This is a genomic window from Martinezella sp. CNPSo 3890 (genome assembly GCF_057784455.1).
In genome coordinates this window covers 13293-34290 of sequence record NZ_JBXSOR010000021.1, presented here as the reverse complement: position 1 = coordinate 34290, position 20998 = coordinate 13293, and the positions used below count along the sequence as shown (strand labels likewise).

13 protein-coding genes are annotated in these 20998 nt (G+C 60.9%); 6 read left to right on the top strand and 7 right to left on the bottom strand.

What is annotated here, in order from left to right; all coding sequences use genetic code 11:
* Positions 1 to 2 precede the first annotated feature (2 nt).
* A complete protein-coding gene (gene lptE, locus AC13RC_RS30305) occupies positions 3 to 524 on the bottom strand; it encodes an LPS assembly lipoprotein LptE (protein ID WP_113333438.1) in 522 nt (173 codons plus the stop codon).
* Positions 514 to 3144, bottom strand: coding sequence for a leucine--tRNA ligase (gene leuS / locus AC13RC_RS30300; RefSeq protein WP_488559468.1), 2631 nt, complete (start codon positions 3142 to 3144; stop codon positions 514 to 516). Before leuS ends, lptE begins: the two co-directional genes overlap by 11 nt.
* A gap of 199 nt (positions 3145 to 3343) precedes the next feature.
* Between leuS and AC13RC_RS30295 the strand changes: the two genes are divergently transcribed.
* On the top strand, positions 3344 to 4003 hold the full coding sequence (locus AC13RC_RS30295) for a YggS family pyridoxal phosphate-dependent enzyme (protein WP_488559467.1): 660 nt from the start codon (positions 3344 to 3346) through the stop codon (positions 4001 to 4003).
* A 215-nt stretch (positions 4004 to 4218) separates the two neighbouring features.
* Here AC13RC_RS30295 and AC13RC_RS30290 read toward each other — a convergent pair whose 3' ends face one another.
* Complete coding sequence (locus AC13RC_RS30290; RefSeq protein ID WP_095433387.1) at positions 4219 to 4926, bottom strand: DUF1013 domain-containing protein; 708 nt, start codon at positions 4924 to 4926, stop codon at positions 4219 to 4221.
* Positions 4927 to 5150: 224 nt separating this feature from the next.
* On the opposite strand from AC13RC_RS30290, the gene acs reads away from it, so the two are divergent.
* Positions 5151 to 7109, top strand: coding sequence for an acetate--CoA ligase (acs, locus tag AC13RC_RS30285; RefSeq protein WP_488559466.1), 1959 nt, complete (start codon positions 5151 to 5153; stop codon positions 7107 to 7109).
* Positions 7110 to 7162: 53 nt separating this feature from the next.
* Here the strand turns inward: acs and AC13RC_RS30280 are convergent, their stop codons facing one another.
* The gene (locus AC13RC_RS30280; RefSeq protein WP_488559465.1) at positions 7163 to 8164 is read right to left on the bottom strand and encodes an alpha/beta hydrolase family protein; all 1002 of its coding nucleotides are present in this window, start codon (positions 8162 to 8164) and stop codon (positions 7163 to 7165) included.
* 32 nt (positions 8165 to 8196) lie between these two features.
* On the bottom strand, positions 8197 to 8424 hold the full coding sequence (locus tag AC13RC_RS30275; RefSeq protein ID WP_069613897.1) for a DUF1674 domain-containing protein: 228 nt from the start codon (positions 8422 to 8424) through the stop codon (positions 8197 to 8199).
* A gap of 111 nt (positions 8425 to 8535) precedes the next feature.
* On the opposite strand from AC13RC_RS30275, the gene htpX reads away from it, so the two are divergent.
* From htpX to purH, 4 genes are all read left to right on the top strand, one after another.
* Positions 8536 to 9534 (top strand): zinc metalloprotease HtpX, encoded by a 999-nt coding sequence (gene htpX, locus AC13RC_RS30270; RefSeq protein ID WP_152094576.1) that lies wholly within the window; start codon positions 8536 to 8538, stop codon positions 9532 to 9534.
* Entirely contained in the window at positions 9531 to 10940 is a 1410-nt protein-coding gene (locus AC13RC_RS30265) for an RsmB/NOP family class I SAM-dependent RNA methyltransferase (protein ID WP_113397767.1), read from the top strand. Before htpX ends, AC13RC_RS30265 begins: the two co-directional genes overlap by 4 nt.
* Positions 10941 to 11089: 149 nt before the next feature.
* Positions 11090 to 12736, top strand: coding sequence for a heparinase II/III family protein (locus AC13RC_RS30260; protein WP_233788773.1), 1647 nt, complete (start codon positions 11090 to 11092; stop codon positions 12734 to 12736).
* Between the two features lie 97 nt (positions 12737 to 12833).
* Positions 12834 to 14450 carry a bifunctional phosphoribosylaminoimidazolecarboxamide formyltransferase/IMP cyclohydrolase gene (gene purH / locus AC13RC_RS30255; RefSeq protein WP_488559464.1) on the top strand — a complete coding sequence of 539 codons (1617 nt, stop codon included), beginning with the start codon at positions 12834 to 12836 and terminating at the stop codon, positions 14448 to 14450.
* Positions 14451 to 14517: 67 nt separating this feature from the next.
* Here the strand turns inward: purH and AC13RC_RS30250 are convergent, their stop codons facing one another.
* Entirely contained in the window at positions 14518 to 15909 is a 1392-nt protein-coding gene (locus tag AC13RC_RS30250; RefSeq protein WP_488559481.1) for an MFS transporter, read from the bottom strand.
* A gap of 48 nt (positions 15910 to 15957) precedes the next feature.
* Positions 15958 to 20748 (bottom strand): NAD-glutamate dehydrogenase, encoded by a 4791-nt coding sequence (locus tag AC13RC_RS30245; RefSeq protein WP_488559463.1) that lies wholly within the window; start codon positions 20746 to 20748, stop codon positions 15958 to 15960.
* Positions 20749 to 20998: the final 250 nt, after the last annotated feature.

Below are 20998 nucleotides of genomic sequence, written 5' to 3'. Positions count from 1 at the left end.
TATCAGCGGCTGAGTGCGGCAGCGATATCGGCTGCAACCATTTCGGCAACTTCGCGGGCAGCACGGTCTTCCGAATCACGGATTGCGCGCTGCTTGGCGAATTCCTGGGTCGGGAAGTCGACGAGCGACGTCACCGCACGACTACCCGATTTGATAACCTTGCCGGTGCCGATCTCCCTCAATGTGAACGAGACGGTCACAGTCGTGCGGCCTGCGGCCGACGTGCTCGAAGACGGAAGATAAAGCACACCGCCAGTACCGGAGCTGACGCTCAGATCGACATTGTATTTTGGCGTCTTGGTCTCGCCTGCGCCACGCCCCGCAATGAAGATCAGCTGATTGCGCACCTGGAGACCGACGCGCGAGCCTACGTCGGAGAAGGAAACCTCCGACAGCTTCTGCGTGACGCCAGTGCTGACGGCGTAGAGCGGCCGAACCTGGCAGGCCGACAGAAGGCCGGCAACGGCCACAAGAGACGCAACGCCGGCGATGCGGGCGAATTTGAAAAGACTATCAGACGACAATGTTTACGATCCTCTGTGGAACGACGATGATCTTCTTTGGCGCCTGACCATTCAATGCGCTCGTAACGGCATCCAGGGCGAGCACGGCTTGCTGCACGGCATTCTGATCTGCATCGCGCGCGATTGTCAATTCGGCGCGCTTCTTGCCATTGATCTGAACGGGATAGATGATCTCGTTCTCGATGACGAGGGCTTCGTCATAGACCGGCCATGGGCTAGTCGCGACCATATGCGTGTTGCCGAGGGCGGCCGAACATTCCTCGGCCAGGTGTGGCGTGATCGGTGCAACCAAAGCAATCAGGATCTCGACGGCTTCGCGGACGGCAGAACGATAGGTGCCATCCGCCTGGCCGGCGGCCACTTTCGTCAGCGGTGCCGCCAGCGCATTGACGAATTCATAGATGCGCGCCACGGCCTTGTTGAAGGCGAGCTTGTCGTAATCACCCTGAACGGCCTTCAGCGTGCGATGAGCTATCTGCGAAATCGCCAGTGCCTCGCCTTCCTTAGCCGGAGTCGATTCGGCCGCTTTCAGGGCGTCGGCGGCTTCGGAAACCAGACGCCACATGCGCTGCGTGAAGCGGTGCGCGCCCTCGACACCCGCTTCCGACCAGATGACGTCGCGATCGGGCGGCGAATCGGACAGCACGAAGAAACGTGCCGTATCGGCGCCATAGGAAGCGATGATGTCATCTGGGTCGACGACATTCTTCTTCGATTTCGACATTTTCTCGATCGAGCCGATGGCGATGTCCTCGCCCGTCGACAGCAGGGTAGCGCGGCGCTGGCCGTCCACTTCCTCGATCTTGATATCGGCTGGGGACACCCATTCGCGCGTGAGGCCGCTTCCGCGGCTATAGGTTTCGTGCACGACCATGCCTTGCGTGAACAGGCCCTTGAAGGGTTCTTTCACGTCAAGATGGCCGGTTTCGCGCATGGCGCGGGTAAAGAAGCGCGAATAGAGCAGATGCAGGATCGCGTGTTCAATGCCGCCGATATACTGGTCGACAGGCAGCCAGTGATTGGCGGCCTTGGGATCCGTCGGCTGGCTTTCCCAGGGGGCGGTGAAGCGCGCGAAATACCAGCTCGAATCGACGAAGGTGTCCATCGTGTCGGTTTCACGACGGGCATCCTTGCCGCATTGCGGGCAGGCGACATGGCGCCAGCTGGCGTGCCGGTCGAGCGGATTACCCGGCTGGTCGAAAGTCACGTCATCGGGCAGCTTGACCGGCAGATCCTTCTTCGGCACCGGCAGCACGCCGCAATCATCGCAATGGATGACCGGGATCGGGCAGCCCCAATAGCGCTGACGGGAAATGCCCCAGTCACGGAGGCGGAAATTCACCTTGCGCTCGGCCTGCGGTATGTTGCCGAGATACGTTTCGGAGAGCTTCGTTGCCACCGTCTGGAAGGCTTCCTCGGTGCTCATGCCATCAAGGAAGCGCGAGTTGATCATTACACCATCGCCGTCGTAGGCGACATCGCCGACAGTAAAGGTCGCTGCATCGCCATCAGCGGGCATGACGACGGGAACAACGGGCAGACCGTATTTACGTGCGAAATCCAGATCGCGCTGGTCGCCGGACGGGCAGCCGAAGATGGCGCCCGTGCCATAGTCCATCAGCACGAAATTGGCGATGTAGACGGGCAGTTCCCAGGATGGGTCGAAGGGGTGGCGGACGCGGATGCCGGTGTCCATACCCTTCTTCTCGGCCGTCTCCAGGGCTGCCAGCGAGGTGCCAGCGCGGCGGCATTCCTCACAGAAGGCCTCGATGGCCGGATCCTTGGCCGCCGCTTCCTTGGCGAGCGGATGGTCGGCCGAGATCGCCAGGAAGGAGGCGCCGAACAGCGTATCCGGACGGGTCGTGTAGACGGTGATTTCGCGATCGCTATTGGGAGCTGTTTCCGGCACAATTTCCCAGCGAACGGTCAAGCCCTCGGAGCGGCCGATCCAGTTCTTCTGCATCAGCCGCACTTTTTCCGGCCAATGATCCAGCGTATCCAGGGCATCCAGCAGGTCCTGGCTGAACTCGGTGATCTTGAAGAACCACTGCGTCAGCTCGCGCTGCTCGACGAGCGCGCCGGAACGCCAGCCGCGGCCGTCGATGACCTGCTCATTGGCGAGAACGGTGTTATCGACCGGATCCCAGTTGACCTTGGACTTCTTGCGGTAGACCAGGCCCTTTTCCATCATGTCGATGAAGAGCATCTGCTGGCGGTGATAATAGTCGACATCGCAGGTCGCGAATTCGCGGCTCCAGTCCAGCGACAGGCCCATGGCCTTCAGCTGGGTGCGCATCGAGGCGATGTTCTGGTAGGTCCATTCCTTCGGATGCACCTTGTTGTCGCGCGCTGCGTTTTCCGCCGGCATGCCGAAGGCGTCCCAGCCCATCGGGTGCAGCACGTTATAGCCGCGGGCACGCTTGTAGCGCGCAACGACATCGCCCATGGCGTAGTTGCGCACATGGCCCATGTGGATGCGGCCTGACGGATAGGGAAACATTTCTAGAACGTAGTACTTCTCACGCGGATCGGCATTGTCTGTCACGAAGACCTTTTCTTCGTTCCATTTTTCCTGCCAGCGGGGCTCGGCATCGCGCGGATTATAACGTTCGCTAGTCATCTGTTCTTGTATTCCGGAAAATCATGGGGATTAAGGCGTGACCTTCACCACGAAACCACCCAAGCGTCAAGTTTAGCGGATGCAGCAAGTGCCTTATCTTGCAAAGCAAAGCCGGATTCGCGCGCGATCGCCCTTGGCAAGGCCCGCAAGCCGCATTACTGCAAAGTTTGAGAAGCAAGCCAAATATCGAGGCGAAAAGATGGAACTTCAAGAGCGCCTGAACGAAGTCCGTTCCCATATCGCAGCCGCCGAGCGTCAGGCCGGCCGAGCTCCCGGCTCGGTGCAGCTCGTTGCCGTTTCCAAGACATTCGATGCCGATCAGATTCGCCCCGCCATTTCGGCCGGTCAGCGTGTGTTCGGCGAAAACCGCGTGCAGGAAAGCCAGGGCAAGTGGCCGGAATTGAAGGCGGAGACGCCCGGAATCGAGCTGCACCTGATCGGGCCGCTGCAATCGAACAAGACCGCCGATGCCGTGGCATTGTTCGATGTCATCGAGACGATCGACCGGGAAAAGATCGCACGCGCTGTTGCCGATGAAATGAAGCGGCAGGGCAAGAGTTTGCGGCTCTATGTGCAGGTCAATACCGGACTGGAACCGCAAAAGGCCGGGATTGCGCCCGACGATACCGTCGCTTTCGTCGAGCTGTGCCGCGAGGAGCTGGGGCTTTCGATCGAGGGCCTGATGTGCATTCCGCCGGCGGAGGAAAATCCGGGGCCGCATTTTGCCCTGCTTGCCAAGCTTGCCAAGCAGGCCGGTGTCGAAAAGCTCTCCATGGGCATGTCCAGCGACTACGAAATCGCCGTCGCTTTCGGCGCGACAAGCGTCCGGGTCGGCTCGGCGATTTTTGGGGCGCGGTAGTTCTGCCGAAACAAAAAGTGCGGAAGGCCTTGGTGTGTGGAGCACATGACTGGCCCGGATTGGAGATTTGACGGGATCCCTCAGTCCTGAAGATGGCAATCATGGAATTGTCCCCTCTCAACGCCTGCTGGGAGACGAGGTCTATAATGCTCTCCGACAAACAAAAAAGCCCCGGTTCGGCCGGGGCTTTGCATTCTTATCCGCTATGCCGGATCTTAGAACTGATCGTCGTCCTCGTCGTCGCGGCTGGTCGACTTCAGCGACTTCAGCTTGGCGAAAACGGCGTCGGCGTCGATTTCCTTTTCCTTCTCTTCTTCGCGATCGTAGCTGAAGCCGAGCTTTTCGGTTTCCTGAGCCGGCTGCAGGGTTGCGCCGAGTTCGGCGGCGGTCGGCAGCGGACGGCCCTTCGATGCCTTTTCAACTTCCATGTCGAGGTCGATCTGGCTGCAGAGGCCGAGCGTGACCGGATCCATCGGCGTCAGGTTGGCCGAGTTCCAGTGCGTGCGGTCGCGAATCTGCTCGATGGTCGACTTGGTGGTGCCGACGAGGCGCGAAATCTGCGCATCCTTCAGTTCCGGATGATTGCGCACCAGCCAGAGGATAGCGTTCGGGCGGTCCTGACGCTTGGAGACCGGCGTGTAACGCGGGCCGCGGCGCTTGGATTCCGGCACGCGAACCTTTGGCTCGGAAAGCTTCAGCTTATGGTTCGGGTTGGCTTCGGCACGGGCGATTTCATCGCGGGTCAGCTGGCCGGTCGAGATCGGGTCGAGGCCCTTGATGCCCTGCGCTGCTTCGCCATCGGCAATGGCCTTCACTTCGAGCGGATGCAGCTTGCAGAACTGCGCGATCTGGTCGAATGACAAGGCCGTATTGTCGACAAGCCAGATGGCGGTTGCCTTCGGCATGAGCAATTGTTGAGCCATGGATATAGTCCTTCTGTCAGTCCGCGCCGGTGTCGCGGTCCGGGGTGTAACACCACATTGTCCGGGAAATACGGCCCTATATAGCGATAGTGTCGCGGAATTGCAATTCTTTGCGCATGAAATGCACTTTGTCCAATTGCTGTCGTAGTTTGACCTGCTATTTATTGCGCGGAAAGAGCACTCGCGGTTACAAAATCGGCGTGCGAGGATTTGAGGAGGAAACAATGTCGGAGAAGATCCACCCCGTGACGAAACCGGTCAAGGCGCGCGCCCTGATCGACAAGGCGAAGTACCAGAAATGGTACGAGCAGAGCGTCGAGGATCCCGACAAGTTCTGGGGCAAGCACGGCAAGCGCATCGACTGGTTCAAGCCCTATACCAAGGTCAAGAATACGTCCTTTACCGTCAAGGTCTCGATCAAATGGTTCGAGGATGGCGTCACCAACGTTTCCTACAATTGCATCGACCGGCATCTGAAGAAGCATGGCGATCGCGTCGCCTTCATCTGGGAAGGCGACAACCCCTATATCGACAAGAAGATCACTTATAACGAACTCTACGAGCAGGTCTGCCGGCTGGCGAATGTGCTGAAGAAGCACGGCGTCAAGAAGGGCGACCGCGTCACCATCTACATGCCGATGATCCCGGAAGCCGCCTATGCGATGCTGGCCTGTGCCCGTATCGGCGCAGTGCATTCGGTCGTCTTCGGCGGCTTCTCGCCGGAAGCGCTCGCCGGCCGTATCGTCGATTGCGCCTCGACCGTCGTCATCACCTGCGATGAAGGTGTCCGCGGCGGCAAGTCCATCCCGCTGAAGGAAAACACCGATAAGGCCATTCAGATCGCCGCCAAGCAGCAGGTTGCGGTCAAGACCGTGATCGCCGTGCGCCGCACCGGCGGCAAGGTTGCCTGGGAGCCCGGCCGCGATGTCTGGTATCACGAGGAAACCGCCAAGGTGAAGGCGGAGTGCCCGCCGGCGAAGATGAAGGCGGAAGACCCGCTGTTCATCCTCTATACCTCCGGCTCGACGGGCAAGCCGAAGGGCGTGCTGCACACGACGGCCGGCTATCTCGTCTACGCGGCGATGACGCACGAATACACGTTCGATTATCACCCCGGCGATATCTACTGGTGCACGGCGGATGTCGGCTGGGTGACCGGCCATTCCTATATCGTCTACGGGCCGCTCGCCAATGCGGCGACTTCGCTGATGTTCGAAGGTGTGCCGAACTATCCGGACCAGGGCCGTTTCTGGGATGTGATCGACAAGCACAAGGTCAATATCTTCTATACTGCGCCGACAGCGATCCGTTCGCTGATGGGCGCCGGCGACCATTTCGTCAAGCGGGCCTCGCGCTCCAGCCTGCGCATCCTCGGCACCGTCGGCGAGCCTATCAATCCGGAAGCATGGGAATGGTATTACAAGGTGGTCGGCGACAGCCGCTGCCCGATCGTCGATACGTGGTGGCAGACGGAAACGGGCGGCCACATGATCACACCGCTTCCTGGCGCGACCGATCTGAAGGCCGGTTCGGCGACGCTGCCCTTCTTCGGCGTGCAGCCGCAGCTGGTCGACAATGAAGGCAACGTGCTGGAAGGGGCGGCCGACGGCAATCTCGTCATCGCCGACAGCTGGCCCGGCCAGATGCGCACCGTCTATGGCGACCACGAGCGCTTCATCCAGACCTATTTCTCCACCTACAAGGGCAAGTACTTTACGGGCGACGGCTGCCGTCGCGACGAGGACGGCTATTACTGGATCACCGGTCGCGTCGACGACGTGCTCAACGTCTCCGGTCACCGCCTCGGCACGGCAGAAGTGGAATCGGCGCTCGTATCCCACAAGCATGTCTCGGAGGCGGCCGTCGTCGGCTATCCGCACTCCATCAAGGGCCAGGGCATCTATTGCTACGTCACGCTGATGGTCGGGATGGAAGGCACTGAAGCGCTGCGACAGGAACTGATAAAGCATGTCCGCGCCGAAATCGGCCCGATCGCCTCACCGGACAAGATCCAGTTTACCCCTGGCCTGCCGAAAACCCGCTCCGGCAAGATCATGCGCCGCATCCTGCGCAAGATCGCCGAAGATGATTTCGGCGCGCTTGGCGATACTTCGACGCTCGCCGATCCTGCTGTCGTCGACGATCTGATCGCTAACAGGCAGAACAAGGCGGATGCGGCGTAGGTCGAGCCAGGGGCACTGGGTCATTTGACATTAGGCGAGAGCTTGGCTCTCGCCTAAATCTTTCGTCTTGCAGTGCTGAAAAAAGCAACTGCCATTTGAGCAATATAGTTGTGCACGTTTTCTCGCACCAAGCCAGCAACATCGGTAAAGACAGCTGGTGCGGCCTTCAGGCCTTGCGGCGTGGGTTCAGGCAAAAACGTATAATGGCCCACCCCGCCGCCCATGATTTCAAGGGAGCTCGAGCGCACATTCTCGTGGAGCCATGTGCAGCATTCGTGGGCCGGCGCTATGACATCCGCATCGCCGCCAACGACCTGAACTGGTGCTGTTATTTCCTCGAGACTTTCCTTGGAAAAGCCGAGAACCGACCGACCTGGCGCGATCGCCAAAGCGGCTTTTAATCGATCATCCCTAAAACTGTCTCGTCGTCGATTCCATGATTCCAGGAATATCTCATCTTGGAGAAGCGAGGGAATGTGATCCGCCAAATGAGGGAATTCTCTCGGTCCTCGTATCGGGCTCTTCTGAGGGTTATCCGGTTCGAACTGAGAGTACGCAACGCGCGCGCCGACGAGCAGCATCGCGGTATAGGCGCCGGCGGAGAAACCCGCGACGTAGGCATGCTTTTCGATAGCCCCGCCCAAAACCTCTCTCCAGTCATTGGCATTGAGCAAGGCGGTCAGATCGGCCGCCCGCTCCCAGAGACAGAGAAATCCCTCGGCTCTGTAAGGTTCTGAACCTGTGTGGCCGTGATGATCGATGCCCAGGGCCAAAAAGCCGGCCTGCGCCAGGCTATGTCCGAGCCATTCCAGGCCAATGGCAAGGCCGCCCGATCCGTGAGACAGCAACACCAGGGAGCGCGGATCGGTGGATTTCTTCATCGGCGCGTTGGGCGCGACCGGCTTTTGCTTGAACCAGGACGGCGAGGGTGCGATTTCGACTGCATCATCATTGGCCGGATACCACGCGCACCAAGCCAAAGGGCGGTGGCCCGTCCGGCTCCAGTTTGCGCGTTTCCTATCAAGGGACAGACCTTGAGAGAAACCTACAGGCATTATTCTCTCATCGAATTACGGCTAACCTAAACTCAAAAATCGATCGCGCGGCCGTTGATTTCCCAGTCGCCGAAGCGTGCGGGGTCGGCGCCGCCGCGGCCGCCGATTTCGGGGGGAAGTTCGGCCTGTGCTTGAGCTTCCTGCGCCTTGCGGCGCTCTTCTGCTTCGGCGAGGGCGCGCTTGGCCGCGGGTGAGAGCGGCTTGCGGGTGATTTCACCGGCTTCGGTGTCGAGTCTATTGTCGTTATCTGCGGTTTGCATGGTCTCGCGCGACCTCCGAAATATTGAAATGGAGGGAGGAATAGCCAAATCATAGTGCGTCCGGCCGCAAAGAAAAAGGTTCGGACTGCCGATCGTGTTGGAGACCCCTCGATGAATCTCATGCGTACTGCCATGCTGCTTGCCTTCATGACCGCGCTCTTCATGGGCGTCGGCTATCTGATCGGCGGCCAATCGGGCATGCTGATCGCATTGGTCGCCGCCGCCGGCATGAATTTCTTTTCCTACTGGAATTCCGACCGCATGGTGCTGTCCACCTATGGTGCGCAGGAGGTCGATGAGCGAAGCGCGCCGGAATTCTACCGCATTGTTCGCGATCTCGCCCGCAATGCCGGCCTGCCTATGCCGAAGGTTTATCTCTATGACAGCCCGCAGCCGAATGCTTTCGCGACGGGCCGCAATCCGGAAAATGCCGCTGTCGCTGCCTCCACCGGCCTGCTGCACGCGCTGACGCCGGAGGAAGTCGCCGGTGTGATGGCGCACGAGCTTGCCCACGTGCAGAACCGCGACACGCTGACGATGACGATCACGGCGACGCTTGCCGGTGCTATTTCCATGCTCGGCAATTTCGCTTTCTTCTTCGGCGGGCGCCGCGACAACAACAATCCGCTCGGCATGATCGGTGTCCTTGTCGCGATGATCGTTGCCCCCCTGGCCGCCATGCTGGTGCAGATGGCGATCAGCCGCACGCGCGAATATTCTGCCGACCGCCGCGGCGCGGAAATCTGCGGCAATCCGCTTTGGCTTGCCTCCGCGCTCGGCAAGATCGCCCGCGGCGCGGCGCATATTCCGAACGAAGAGGCTGAAGGCCATCCGGCGACGGCGCATATGTTCATCATCAATCCGCTCTCCGGCGAGCGCATGGACAATCTGTTTTCCACCCATCCGAACACGGAAAACCGCATCGCCGCGCTGCATGACATGGCCCGTTACGGTGGCGGCGGTGCTTCGCCGATGACACCGTCTTCTGGCCCATCTTCGGGCTTTGGCTCGACGGGACCGTCCTTCACTGCTAATCCGGGGCGCAAATCGCGCTCCGTGCCGAATACGGGTCGCGGTGGTTCGCAACCGCCGAAGGGTCCCTGGTCTTGAGTTCTGACACGAAAAACAAAGCTTCCCATAGAGATGGAAAACGATCGGGCAAGCGGCCTCAGCAATCGCGGCCGCTTGATTCGTCTCCACTCAAGCCCGGCCTTGCGGCCCGCGCGGCGGCGTCGAAGATCCTGGGCGCCGTGCTGGACCGTAAGACGCCGCTCGACGGCATGCTGGATGCCGAAGGCGGCAGCGCCGCCTATACGACACTCAGCGATAGCGACCGTGCGCTGGTGCGCGCTATCTTGAACAGCGCGCTGCGCCACCTGCCGCGCATCGAGGCGGCGATCTCGTCGCTGCTCGATTCGCCGCTGCCGGAGGGCGCCCGTGCCCTGCATCATGTCCTCGTCGTTGGTGCGACCCAGATCCTCTATCTCGACGTGCCGGATCATTCCGCCGTCGATCTTGCTGTCGAGCAAGCCAACCGCGATCCGCGCAATCGCCGTTTCGCCAAGCTGGTGAATGCCATCCTTCGCCGCATCGGCCGCGAGAAGCAGGCAATCCTTGAGCGGGTTGCGAAGGTGCCGGCCATGCCGGCCTGGTTCCTTTCTCGCCTGGAAGCGGCCTATGGCGCTCCCGCTGCGCTAAAGATTTCCGACACGCAACTCGAGCCGGCGGCGATCGACCTGACCGTGAAATCCGATGCCGAGGGCTGGGCGAAGCGGTTGAACGGCGTGGTGCTGCCGACCGGCGGCGTGCGGCTTGCCGCCTTCGAAGGTTCCATTCCCTCTCTCGAAGGTTTCGATGAGGGTGAGTGGTGGGTTCAGGATGCTGCCGCCAGCATTCCAGCAAAACTTTTCGGTTCGCTGGCCGGCAAGCGGGTGGTGGATCTCTGCGCAGCACCTGGCGGCAAGACGGCGCAACTCATTCTCGCCGGTGCTAAGGTCACGGCTCTCGATCAATCCGCCAATCGCCTGAAGAGGCTGTCCGGCAATCTGGCGCGTCTAGGCTTCGAAGCAGAAACCGTCGTTGCCGATATGAGCAAATATCAACCCGACGAACTTTTCGATGCGGCTCTTCTCGATGCCCCCTGCTCCTCCACGGGAACGACGCGCCGCCATCCGGACGTGCTGTGGACCAAGGGACCGGAGGATATCGCCAAGCTGGCCGCCCTGCAGGAACGCCTGCTTCGCCATGCCCTGACCTTGGTCAAGCCGGGCGGTGTGGTGGTCTTCTCCAATTGCTCGCTCGATCCCGAAGAGGGCGAAGATCTGGTTGCACGCCTGCTTGCCGACACGGAAAATGTCGAGCGCGTACCGATCGCATCAGGTGATTGGCCGGGTCTGGAAACGGCGATTTCGCCGCTTGGAGCCTTCCGCACCACGTCGGACATGCTGTCGCTTGCCGATGGCTTCGCCTCCGGCCTCGACGGCTTCTTTGCCGTCGTGCTTCGCCGCACGCATTAGTCCCCACCTCGAATCGTTTTTACCGGCCGGTTAAAAAACCGGCAAACATGTCTTTAATTGGTATATCTGTAACCTCTTTTTAACCACGGGTAATGAGAGTAAGCAGAAGCAAATATGCAGATCTGCGGCAGGGTTTAGTGAGTTCATACATGCGGGAAGCATGGCGGCGGATGTCGCGCCGCGCGGCGTTGACGCGATTGCGTCTCACCCGCCACACGATGCGTGTGCCGGAGCGCCTGATTGTGGCACCGACCGATCTGCGCAGCGTTGATCCCTTTTTCGTCGAAGAGCTTCTGAACGGTCGCATTCTGCTCGCCGGGCGTGTCCTGGAAACACAAGGTGCATCGCCCTTCTCATTGGAGCTGCCGTCGCTGGCCTTTGCCGCCCGGCTGCATAATTTCCGATGGCTGCGGCATTTGCGGGCGGAGAAAAGTGATCAGGCCTCGGCCATGGCGCGGTCGATCCTCACGGATTGGATTGCCGTCCACGGCCGCCGGCTGCATGGCCTTGCCTGGTCGCCCGACATAGCGGCGCAGCGGCTGATCGCGCTTCTGTCGCATTCGCCCGTGCTTTTGCAGGGTACCGATAGCGGTTTCTACCGCCGCTTCATGCGCATGCTCGTCTTCCATGTGCGCTTTCTGCGTCGGATCGTTGCGTCCTCGCCTGACGGCATCACCCGGTTCCGTGTGCGCATCGCGCTTGCCATGGCCTCGGTCGCCATGCCGAGCAGTTCCCTCACGCTGAAACGGGCGGGGCAGGCGCTCGACCGGGAGATCGACCGGCAAATCCTGCAGGATGGCGGCCATATCTCCCGCAATCCGCGGGCGTCACTGGAATTGCTGCTCGATCTGCTGCCGCTGCGCCAGACCTATGTCAATCTCGGCCACGACGTACCGATCCGGCTCATCCCCGGCATCGACCGCATGTATCCGGCGCTGCGTTTCTTCCGCCATCAGGATGGCGATCTGGCGCTGTTCAACGGTGCGACCTCGACGCTTGCCAACGAGCTGATGTCGGTGCTGCGCTATGACGAGACGGCCGGTCAGACCTTCAAGGCACTACCGCACACGAAATATCATCGTTTGGCCGCCGGTTCGGCTGTCGTCATCGTTGATGCCGGCTCTGCTGGCTCCGTCGATCTCAGCCGCACGGCGCATGCCGGCTGTCTTTCCTTCGAGATGTCGTCTGGCAAGTCGCGCTTCATCATCAATTCCGGCGCGCCTGAATTTGCGGGTGACCGCTTCATGCAGGCGGCGCGGGCGACTGCGGCGCATTCGACCGTCACGCTCAACGACACCTCGTCCTGTCAGTTCTCCAAATCGAAATCGCTTGGGCCGATCATGGTCAGCGGCGTCAAGAAGGTCATCGTCGAGCGCGCCGAGACCGAAGACGGGCGAGACTATGTCCGTGCCGCGCATGACGGCTATCTCTCCGCCTTCGGCTACGTCCATGAGCGCGAGATCAGTCTGAATGCCAGCGGCACGATCGTCGCCGGCCGCGACCGGTTCTTCGTGCCGGAGGGCAAGAAGCATCAGCCGAAGGGTGAGGGCATTGCTTCTGCCCGTTTTCACATTCACCCCTCCATCAGCCTGCTGCAGACCGAGACGGATGCCGCGCTGCTCATCGCCCCGGATGGAGAGACCTGGATCTTCTCCTCCCCCGGCAACGAGGTGCTGGTCGCGGAAGATATCTTCTTTGCCGATCCCTCAGGTATGCGTTCCTCCGATCAGCTTGAGATTGTCTTCCGGATCACGGAAAAGCCGGAAATCCGCTGGTTTTTATCGCATCGGCCATAGGCTAAGCGCGTGAGCTATGCTAACGGGGCGGCATTATCCGTCCCGCGCCCTTTTTTGCCGGACGCCACATCTCCCTACGCCAGACCGGAGAAAGCCCATGGCCGTCGTTTCCAAGAAAATTCCCGCTCCCGACAAGGTGAAGGTGAAAACCGCGCTTCTGTCCGTTTTCGACAAGACCGGCATCGTCGAGCTGGCGCGTGCGCTGAGCGAACAGGGCGTGCGCCTGCTGTCGACCGGCGGTACGCACAAGGCGATTGCTGCAGCCGGCCTTGCGGTGACCGACGTGTCGGAAGTGACGAATTTTCCTGAGATCATGGACGGCCGCGTCAAGACGCTGCATCCGAAGGTGCATGGCGGCCTGCTCGCCATTCGTGACGATGCCGAGCATCAGGCTGAAATGAAGGAGCACGGTATCGAAGGCATCGATCTTGCCGTCATCAATCTTTACCCCTTCGAGGACGTGCGCAAAGCCGGAGGCGATTATCCGACAACGGTGGAGAATATCGACATCGGCGGCCCGGCGATGATCCGCGCTTCGGCCAAAAATCACGCCTATGTGACGACGCTCACCGATCCCGCCGATTATGCCGAGCTGCTGGCTCAGCTTTCCGCCGATGCCGGCCAGACGACCTATGATTTCCGCAAGCGCATGGCCGCAAAGGCTTTTGCCCGCACCGCTGCTTACGACGCGATGATCTCTAACTGGTTTGCCGAAGCGCTGGATATCGCCACGCCGCGCCACCGCGTCATCGGCGGTGTTCTGCGCGAGGAGATGCGTTATGGTGAAAATCCGCACCAGAAGGCGGCTTTCTACCTGACTGGCGAAAACCGTCCCGGCGTCTCGACGGCAACGCTCATCCAGGGCAAGCAGCTGTCCTACAACAACATCAACGACACTGACGCGGCCTATGAGCTCGTCGCCGAGTTCCTGCCGGAAAAGGGGCCGGCCTGCGCGATCATCAAGCATGCCAATCCCTGCGGTGTCGCCACGGGTCCGAGCCTGGTGGAAGCCTATAAGCGCGCTCTCGCCTGCGATTCCACCTCCGCCTTCGGCGGCATCATTGCGCTGAACAGCTTGCTCGATGCCGAAACGGCCGAAGAGATCGTCAAGCTCTTCACCGAGGTCATCATCGCGCCCGAAGTGAGCGAGGAAGCCAAGGCGATCATCGCCCGCAAGCCGAATCTCCGCCTGCTCTCGGTTGGCGCCCTGCCCGATCCACGCGCCGCTGGCCTCACCGCAAAAACCGTCTCCGGCGGGCTGCTGGTTCAGAACCGCGACAACGCGCTGGTCGAGGACATGGAGCTCAAGGTCGTTACCAAGCGCGCGCCAACGGTGCAGGAGCTGGAAGACATGAAATTCGCCTTCCGTGTGGCCAAGCATGTGAAGTCGAATGCCGTCGTTTACGCCAAGGATGGCCAGACGGCCGGCATCGGCGCCGGACAGATGAGCCGCGTCGATTCCGCCCGCATCGCTGCCATCAAGGCCGAGGAAGCCGCCAAGGCCATGGGGCTTGCCGAGCCACTGACGCGTGGTTCCGCCGTCGCTTCCGAAGCTTTCCTGCCTTTTGCCGATGGCCTACTCTCGGCGATCGCCGCCGGCGCCACCGCCGTTATCCAGCCCGGCGGTTCGATGCGCGACCAAGAAGTGATCGACGCGGCCAACGAGCACAATGTCGCGATGGTCTTCACCGGCGTTCGCCACTTCCGTCACTGATCGGCGGATATACCGGATTTATAAAACGTATATCCCGGTTGGTTTGCGAGCCGGGATTTTTCTTTGCCTACTTCGCTCTATCGGCCGGATAAGGCGTCGGCAACAGAAGCAGCAGGCCACCGGCGAGGAAGATGACAAGCGTCGCCATGCCGAGGCGAGCCGAGCCGCTCCAATAGGTCACCAGCGAGAAGAACAAAGTCGCCATGAAGCTAGTGGCGCGGCCTGACAGGGCGTAGATGCCGAAATAGCGGCCGGCTTCCGAGAGGCTGACGCTGCGGGCGAGATAGGACCGCGAGGAGGCCTGCACAGGCCCGAAGGCGATGCCGATCAAAAGGCCGTAGCCGATATAGGCCTTTTCCGCCGCCGTACCGAACAGACCACCGGCGCTGACGGTGGAGAGCGGCACGAGGCCCAAGAGCGTGAAACCAGGGCCGGTTGAGAGGATGCCGAAAGTGGCGACGAGCAGCAGCGTCAGACTAATGATAACGGTCGTCTTCGAGCCCAGCCAGCGATCGACATAGCCGGCGGCAAAGCAGCCGAAAATGGCGATGATGTTGAGGATGATGCCGTAGATGCCAATCTCGATCGTCGCCCAGCCGAACATGCCGGCCGCGAAGGTGCCGCCGAGGATCAGGAGGCCGTTGACGCCGTCCTGATAGATCATCCGGGCGACAAGAAAGAGGCTGATGCCGCGCCGGCGCCTCAGCTCGCCCAAGGTCGCCGATAGCTCGCGCAGGCCCGAGCGAACGGCGGCGCCCAAGGGCAAGCCGCGTGCGGCATCCGGCGTGAAGAGAAACATCGGCAGAATGAAGATGAAATACCAAACGGCCGAAATCGGCCCGGTGATACGAGCATCCTCGCCTAGCGTGGCGTTGAGGCCGAAGAGCGGGGTGAGGCCGAGAATGGTCTTGCCGGTCTGTGGATTGCCGGCGAGCAAGGCCACGACGGTGATCAGCACGATCATGCCGCCGAGATAGCCGAGCCCCCAGGCGGCGTTCGACAGCCTGCCGACATCATCCTTACGAACCAGCCGCGGCATCATGGAATCATTGAAGACGATCGAGAATTCGGCCGAGATCGAGGCGAGGATCATGAAGATCACCGGATAGATGACCGGCGAGCCGGGTGCCGCGCCCCAGAGGCAAAAAAGGCTTGCGATCTTGATGACGGCGAAGAAGGCGATCCATGGCTTGCGGGCGCCGGATTGATCGGCGATCGAGCCGAGGACCGGTGAAAGGATGGCGATGATCACCGAGGAGATCGTCGCCATATTGCTCCATGTCGTCTGCGCGGAGACGGGATCGGCCGTCAGCCGCGCGACGAAATAGGGGCCGAAGATGAAGGTGGTAACGACCGTGAAGAACGGCTGAGCCGCCCAGTCGAAGAACATCCAGCCCCAGATACCGCGTGCCGGCACTTTGGCCGGCACGTTATCGTCAACAATTTCGGTCGCCACCAGATCCAGCCCTCATTCCCTCATCCCGTGACGGGGACGAGTCGGACTGTCTCATCTTGCCCGGCCGTTCGCAAGATCGCTGAGCAGGCCGGCAGCGACGGTGATGCGGGCGAGGTTCGGATCGCCGCTTTCGCTGAGGCCGCCGAGCTCTTCGGCGATGCGATTGATGCGGATACGGTCTTCCGCATGCCATGCCTGAACCGGCTGCTTGTCCTTCGGATGGTTGGACAAAGCGGAGATGACAATGTCACGGCGGGCGCCAGCGATCTGGTCGAGGCTACGCGCCAGCGCCAGGCTCTCGTAATGATCGCCGGTAACGATCCGGCTGCCGGCCAGCAGCAGGCGGCCGACGCGGAAGGTCTGCGATACGGTGAAGTAGCTTTCGGCCGCGCGGTTCAGCGTATCGCCGGTCCGTTCGGCGATCTGCATGATCTCAGGCACGAGGACAAGCGCATAGATTGTGGCGATCTCCGACGCGAGCTTCTCCGGCAGGCCGGCTGCCAGATATTCCGCTTCGCGGGCTGCGATCTCGGCCGCGAAATCTGCCGGGATATGGGTGAGGAAGACGGGTCGCAGCTTCTTCAGAGCTGCGCGAAGCCGGCTAACGGTTTCCTCGATTTCACCCTTGGCGGCCCCAGTCTTCAATAGCAGGCGCGTAAGCACGGTATAGACTTCAGTGATCTCGCCATAGACGCGGTTCTGCATCTGGCCGCCGACCTTACCGTCAAGTGCATCCGTCTCGTTCCAAAGCCGGTCGAGATCGAAGCCGTCGCGGGCAATGACGGCGGCCTTGACCACCTCGGCCGCCGACGCAGCCGTTGCATCCATCATGCTGACGGCAAAGCCCGGACCACCACGATTGATCGCTTCGTTGGCAAGCGCCGTGCCGATGATCTCGCGGCGCAGACGATGGCTTTCGATGTCCGTTGAATTCGAGCGTTGCATCTTTGCCGGGAAATAGCGGCTGAGCGTGGTGGCGAAATAGGGATCGTCAGGCAGGTCGCTGGCAACAAGGGCATCGAAGAGAACGATCTTGGCGTAGGAGAGCAGCACGCCGATTTCGGCGCGCGTCAGCGGCCGCCCATTGGCGTAACGCTCGGCAAACGTTTGATCGTCGGGCAGGGTTTCGACCTTGCGGTTGAGCTGCTTTGCCGCTTCCAGCACGCTCATGAAGCGGCTGAGTTCCAGGCCATTGCCGGTCCCCTTGCGCTCGGTCAGCGAGATCGCCAGCGATTGCAGATAGTTGTTGCGCAGGACGAGCGCTGCCACTTCGTCGGTCATGGAGGCGAGCAGCGTATCGCGCTTGGGGCGTGTCAGGCGGCCGTCATGCATGGCGTTGGCAAGCGCTATCTTGATGTTGACCTCGACGTCGGAGGTGTTGACCCCGGCCGAATTGTCGATGGCGTCTGAGTTGCACCGGCCGCCCTTGAGGCCATAGGCGATGCGGCCTTTCTGCGTGACGCCGAGATTGGCGCCCTCGCCGATCACTTTGGCGCGGACTTCGTCCGCCGTGATGCGGATCGGATCGTTGGCGCGATCGCCAACTTCCGAATCGGTTTCGGACGCCGCCTTGACGTAGGTGCCGATGCCGCCGAACCAGAGCAGGTCGACGGGTGCCTTGAGGATCGCCGTCATGATCTCGAAGGGGGTTGCGACCGACTTGTCGATGCCGATGGCGGCGACGGCTTCCGGCGTCAGCGTGACCGATTTTGCCGATCGGGAAATAATCATCGCGCCCTTCGACAAGACAGACTTGTCGAAATCCTGCCAGCTAGAGCGCGGCAGGTCGAACAGGCGCTGGCGTTCGGCGAGCGTCTTTGCCATGTCCGGATCGGGATCGATGAAGATATCGCGGTGGTCGAAGGCGGCGAGCAGGCGGATTTTCGGCGACAGGAGCATGCCGTTGCCGAAGACGTCGCCGGACATGTCGCCGACGCCGACGACGCTGAAGGGCGTCGTCTGGATGTCGATGTCCATTTCGCGGAAATGCCGCTTCACGGTTTCCCAGGCACCGCGGGCCGTGATACCCATCTTCTTGTGGTCGTAGCCGGCCGAGCCGCCCGAAGCGAAGGCGTCGTCCAGCCAGAAGCCTGCTTCCTGCGCCAATGCATTGGCAGTGTCGGAGAAGGTCGCCGTGCCTTTGTCGGCGGCAACGACGAAATAGGGGTCGTCACCGTCAAGCCGTACGGTGTCGGCAGGCGGGATGATATCGGCGCCAGAGATGTTGTCGGTGATCGACAGCAGCGTGCGGATATAGGTCTTGTAGGCTTCGCGGCCGGCGTTGAAGATCTCGTCGCGGCTGCCGCCGACCGGAAGCTTCTTCGGATAGAAGCCGCCTTTGGCGCCGACGGGGACGATAACGGCGTTCTTCACCTGCTGTGCCTTCACAAGGCCTAGAACTTCGGTGCGATAGTCTTCAGCGCGATCCGACCAGCGCAGGCCGCCGCGCGCCACCTTGCCGAAGCGCAAGTGTACGCCTTCCACTTCGACGCCGTAGACGAAGATTTCGCGGAAAGGGCGCGGTTCCGGCAGGCCGTCGAGCAGCTTGGGATCGAGCTTGAAGGCGAGCATGGCCTTCGGCGTGCCGTCCGCATTCTTCTGGAAATAGTTGGTGCGCAGCGTCGCGTCGATGGCGTTGACGTAGCGGCGCAGGATGCGGTCGTCGTCGAGGCTCGGTACGTCGGCAAGCTCGGCTTCGATGCTCGCGTGCAGCTCGGAGAGCTTCTTCGTGCGGTTCTTGTCGCTGAGCTTCGGGTCGAGCGTATCGTGGAACAATCGGAAGAGCGATGCGGCAATCCTAGGATATTTATCCAGCGTCGCAGAGATATAATCCTGCGAATAGGCGATGCCGGCCTGTCTGAGATAGCGGGAATAGGCGCGCAGCACATTGGTTTCGCGGGCGGAGAGATCGGCAGAGACGATCAGCCGGTTGAAGGCGTCGTTGTCGATCGTGCCGCCGAAGGCAGCAAGGAAGGCTTCTTCCAGGGCGGCGCCATGGCGGGCGAGATCGATCGTCAGGCCGCTGCGGGTTTCGAGCTCCATGTCATGGAGCACGACATGGCCGGTCGAACCGTCCTTGGCCGTGACATAGATATCGAAGGTGCGCTCGCTGATAACGTTGAAACCGAGATTTTCGAGCAGCGGCACGCGGCGCGACAGCGCCAGGTTGCCGTCGCCGTGGAAGATCTTCAGCGAGAGAATGTCGCCTGCCTCGTCCTTGCGGATATAGAAGCCGATGCGGATCGGCTCAACACCGGCAGTGGCGATGATATCTGGCAGATCGGCAAAGGCGTCTTCCGGCGAGAAGGCTTCTTGAAAAGCCTGGCTGACGGAGATGCTCGGCGCCTTCGGGCCGGCCAGCATGGCGAAGCGCTCGTCCCAGCGGGCTGTGATGGCACGGATCGCCTCCTCCAGCTTGGCCTGCGGAACATGCGGCGTCTTGCCGGCGCTGCGACCAATGATGAAGTGCACGCGCGCCACGCCACCTTCCGGGAAAGCCGGGTAATAAGCGGAGACGCGGCCGTCATAGACCGACTTCAGGTAATTGCCGATCTTCTCGCGGACAACGGAATCATATTCCTCGCGCGGGACATAGACGATGACGGAGACGAAACGGTCGAAATGGTCGATGCGCGGCAATGCGCGAACGCGCGGCCGGTCGGTCAGGTCGTTGATCTGCTCGGCGAAGCTTGCCAGCAATGAGGTGTCGATCTGGAAGAGATCGTCGCGCGGATAGGATTCCAGCGTGTTTTCGAGCATTCGGCCGGAATGGCTTGTGGGGTCGAAACCGAAATGATCCTTGACCTTCTGCACCTTTGAGCGCAGCAGCGGCACTTCCGCGGCAGCGCTGGTATAGGCGGTGGAGGTGAAGAGGCCAACGATGCGCAGCTCGCCCGTCACGTTGCCATCCGTGTCGAAGCGCTTGACGCCGACATAATCCATATAGGCGCGGCGGTGGACGATCGATTTGACATTGGCCTTGGTGACGATCAGGAAATCCGGGCCGTCGAGGAAAGCGAGTATCTCCGGTGTCGTCGTGACGGCGTCCTTGCCCTGCCGAAGAACGCGGACATCCGGATTGGAGAGGATGCCGAGGCCGGTGCCGCGATCCCGCTCGACCTTCGCATCGGCGCCCTTGCCGGAATAGACATATTCACGCATGCCGAGGAAGGTGAAATTGCCGTCCCGTAGCCAGGCAAGGAAGGCGAGCGCTTCGTCGCGATCGTTCTTGCGGCGGCCGGCGGCCTCATAGGTTGATAGTTCCGATATCACGGTATCCAGGCGCGACAACATTGGCTTCCAGTCGGAAACGGCAAGATGCGTCTGATCGAGCACGGTCTGAAGCCGCTTGGTCAGATCGCTCGCCTGCGCTGTCGTCAGCGGCGAGAGATGAAGCTGGATATGGCTGACGCGACGGGCCGGGTCGCTCGGCTGATCGGCCGAATAAAGGCTCGGCTGCTTGCCCTTCTCTATGACCAGGATCGGGTGAACGGCCATATAAAGATCGCGGTAGCTGCTGGTCACCTCGCCCATGATCGATTCATAGAGGAAGGGCATGTTGTGGTCGGTGATCGAGAGGATCGACACCGCAACGCCATCGGGCTCGATGCCGGCGACCTGCTCTATGTTGACGCGGGGAACCGTGCCGCTCCAGGCTGCCAGTTCCCTAGCGGCATGCGCCGCGGCAAGTGCCAGCATTTCCGGGCTGTAAAGCTCCATGTCGTCATTGCTCGCCCGGCCGAACAGGATTTCGGGATCGAGATGCGCTTCACCCGTTGCCGCGGCAATTTTGCGTGCCGCTTCGATCTGTTTTTCCCGTTTCGGATTGATCTTAGGCGCCATGGAATTCCTCCCGATCTTCGAATTTTGACGACAGTAGCAGAAGGTTTAGCGAAAAAACTGGCAAAAAGAATGCGAATTTGGTTGCTTTCGGACTGATTTTGGCCGGTTTCTTTAAAAATCTTGCCGAAACGCGCGATCTCGATGCAAAGCGGATATCATCGGTGTGACATTGGCGGAATCAACTCGTCAACAGAGGTTTTCATGACTCTGTGAAGTGCGGTTGACAGAGTGCCGCCAAAGGGATCATCAA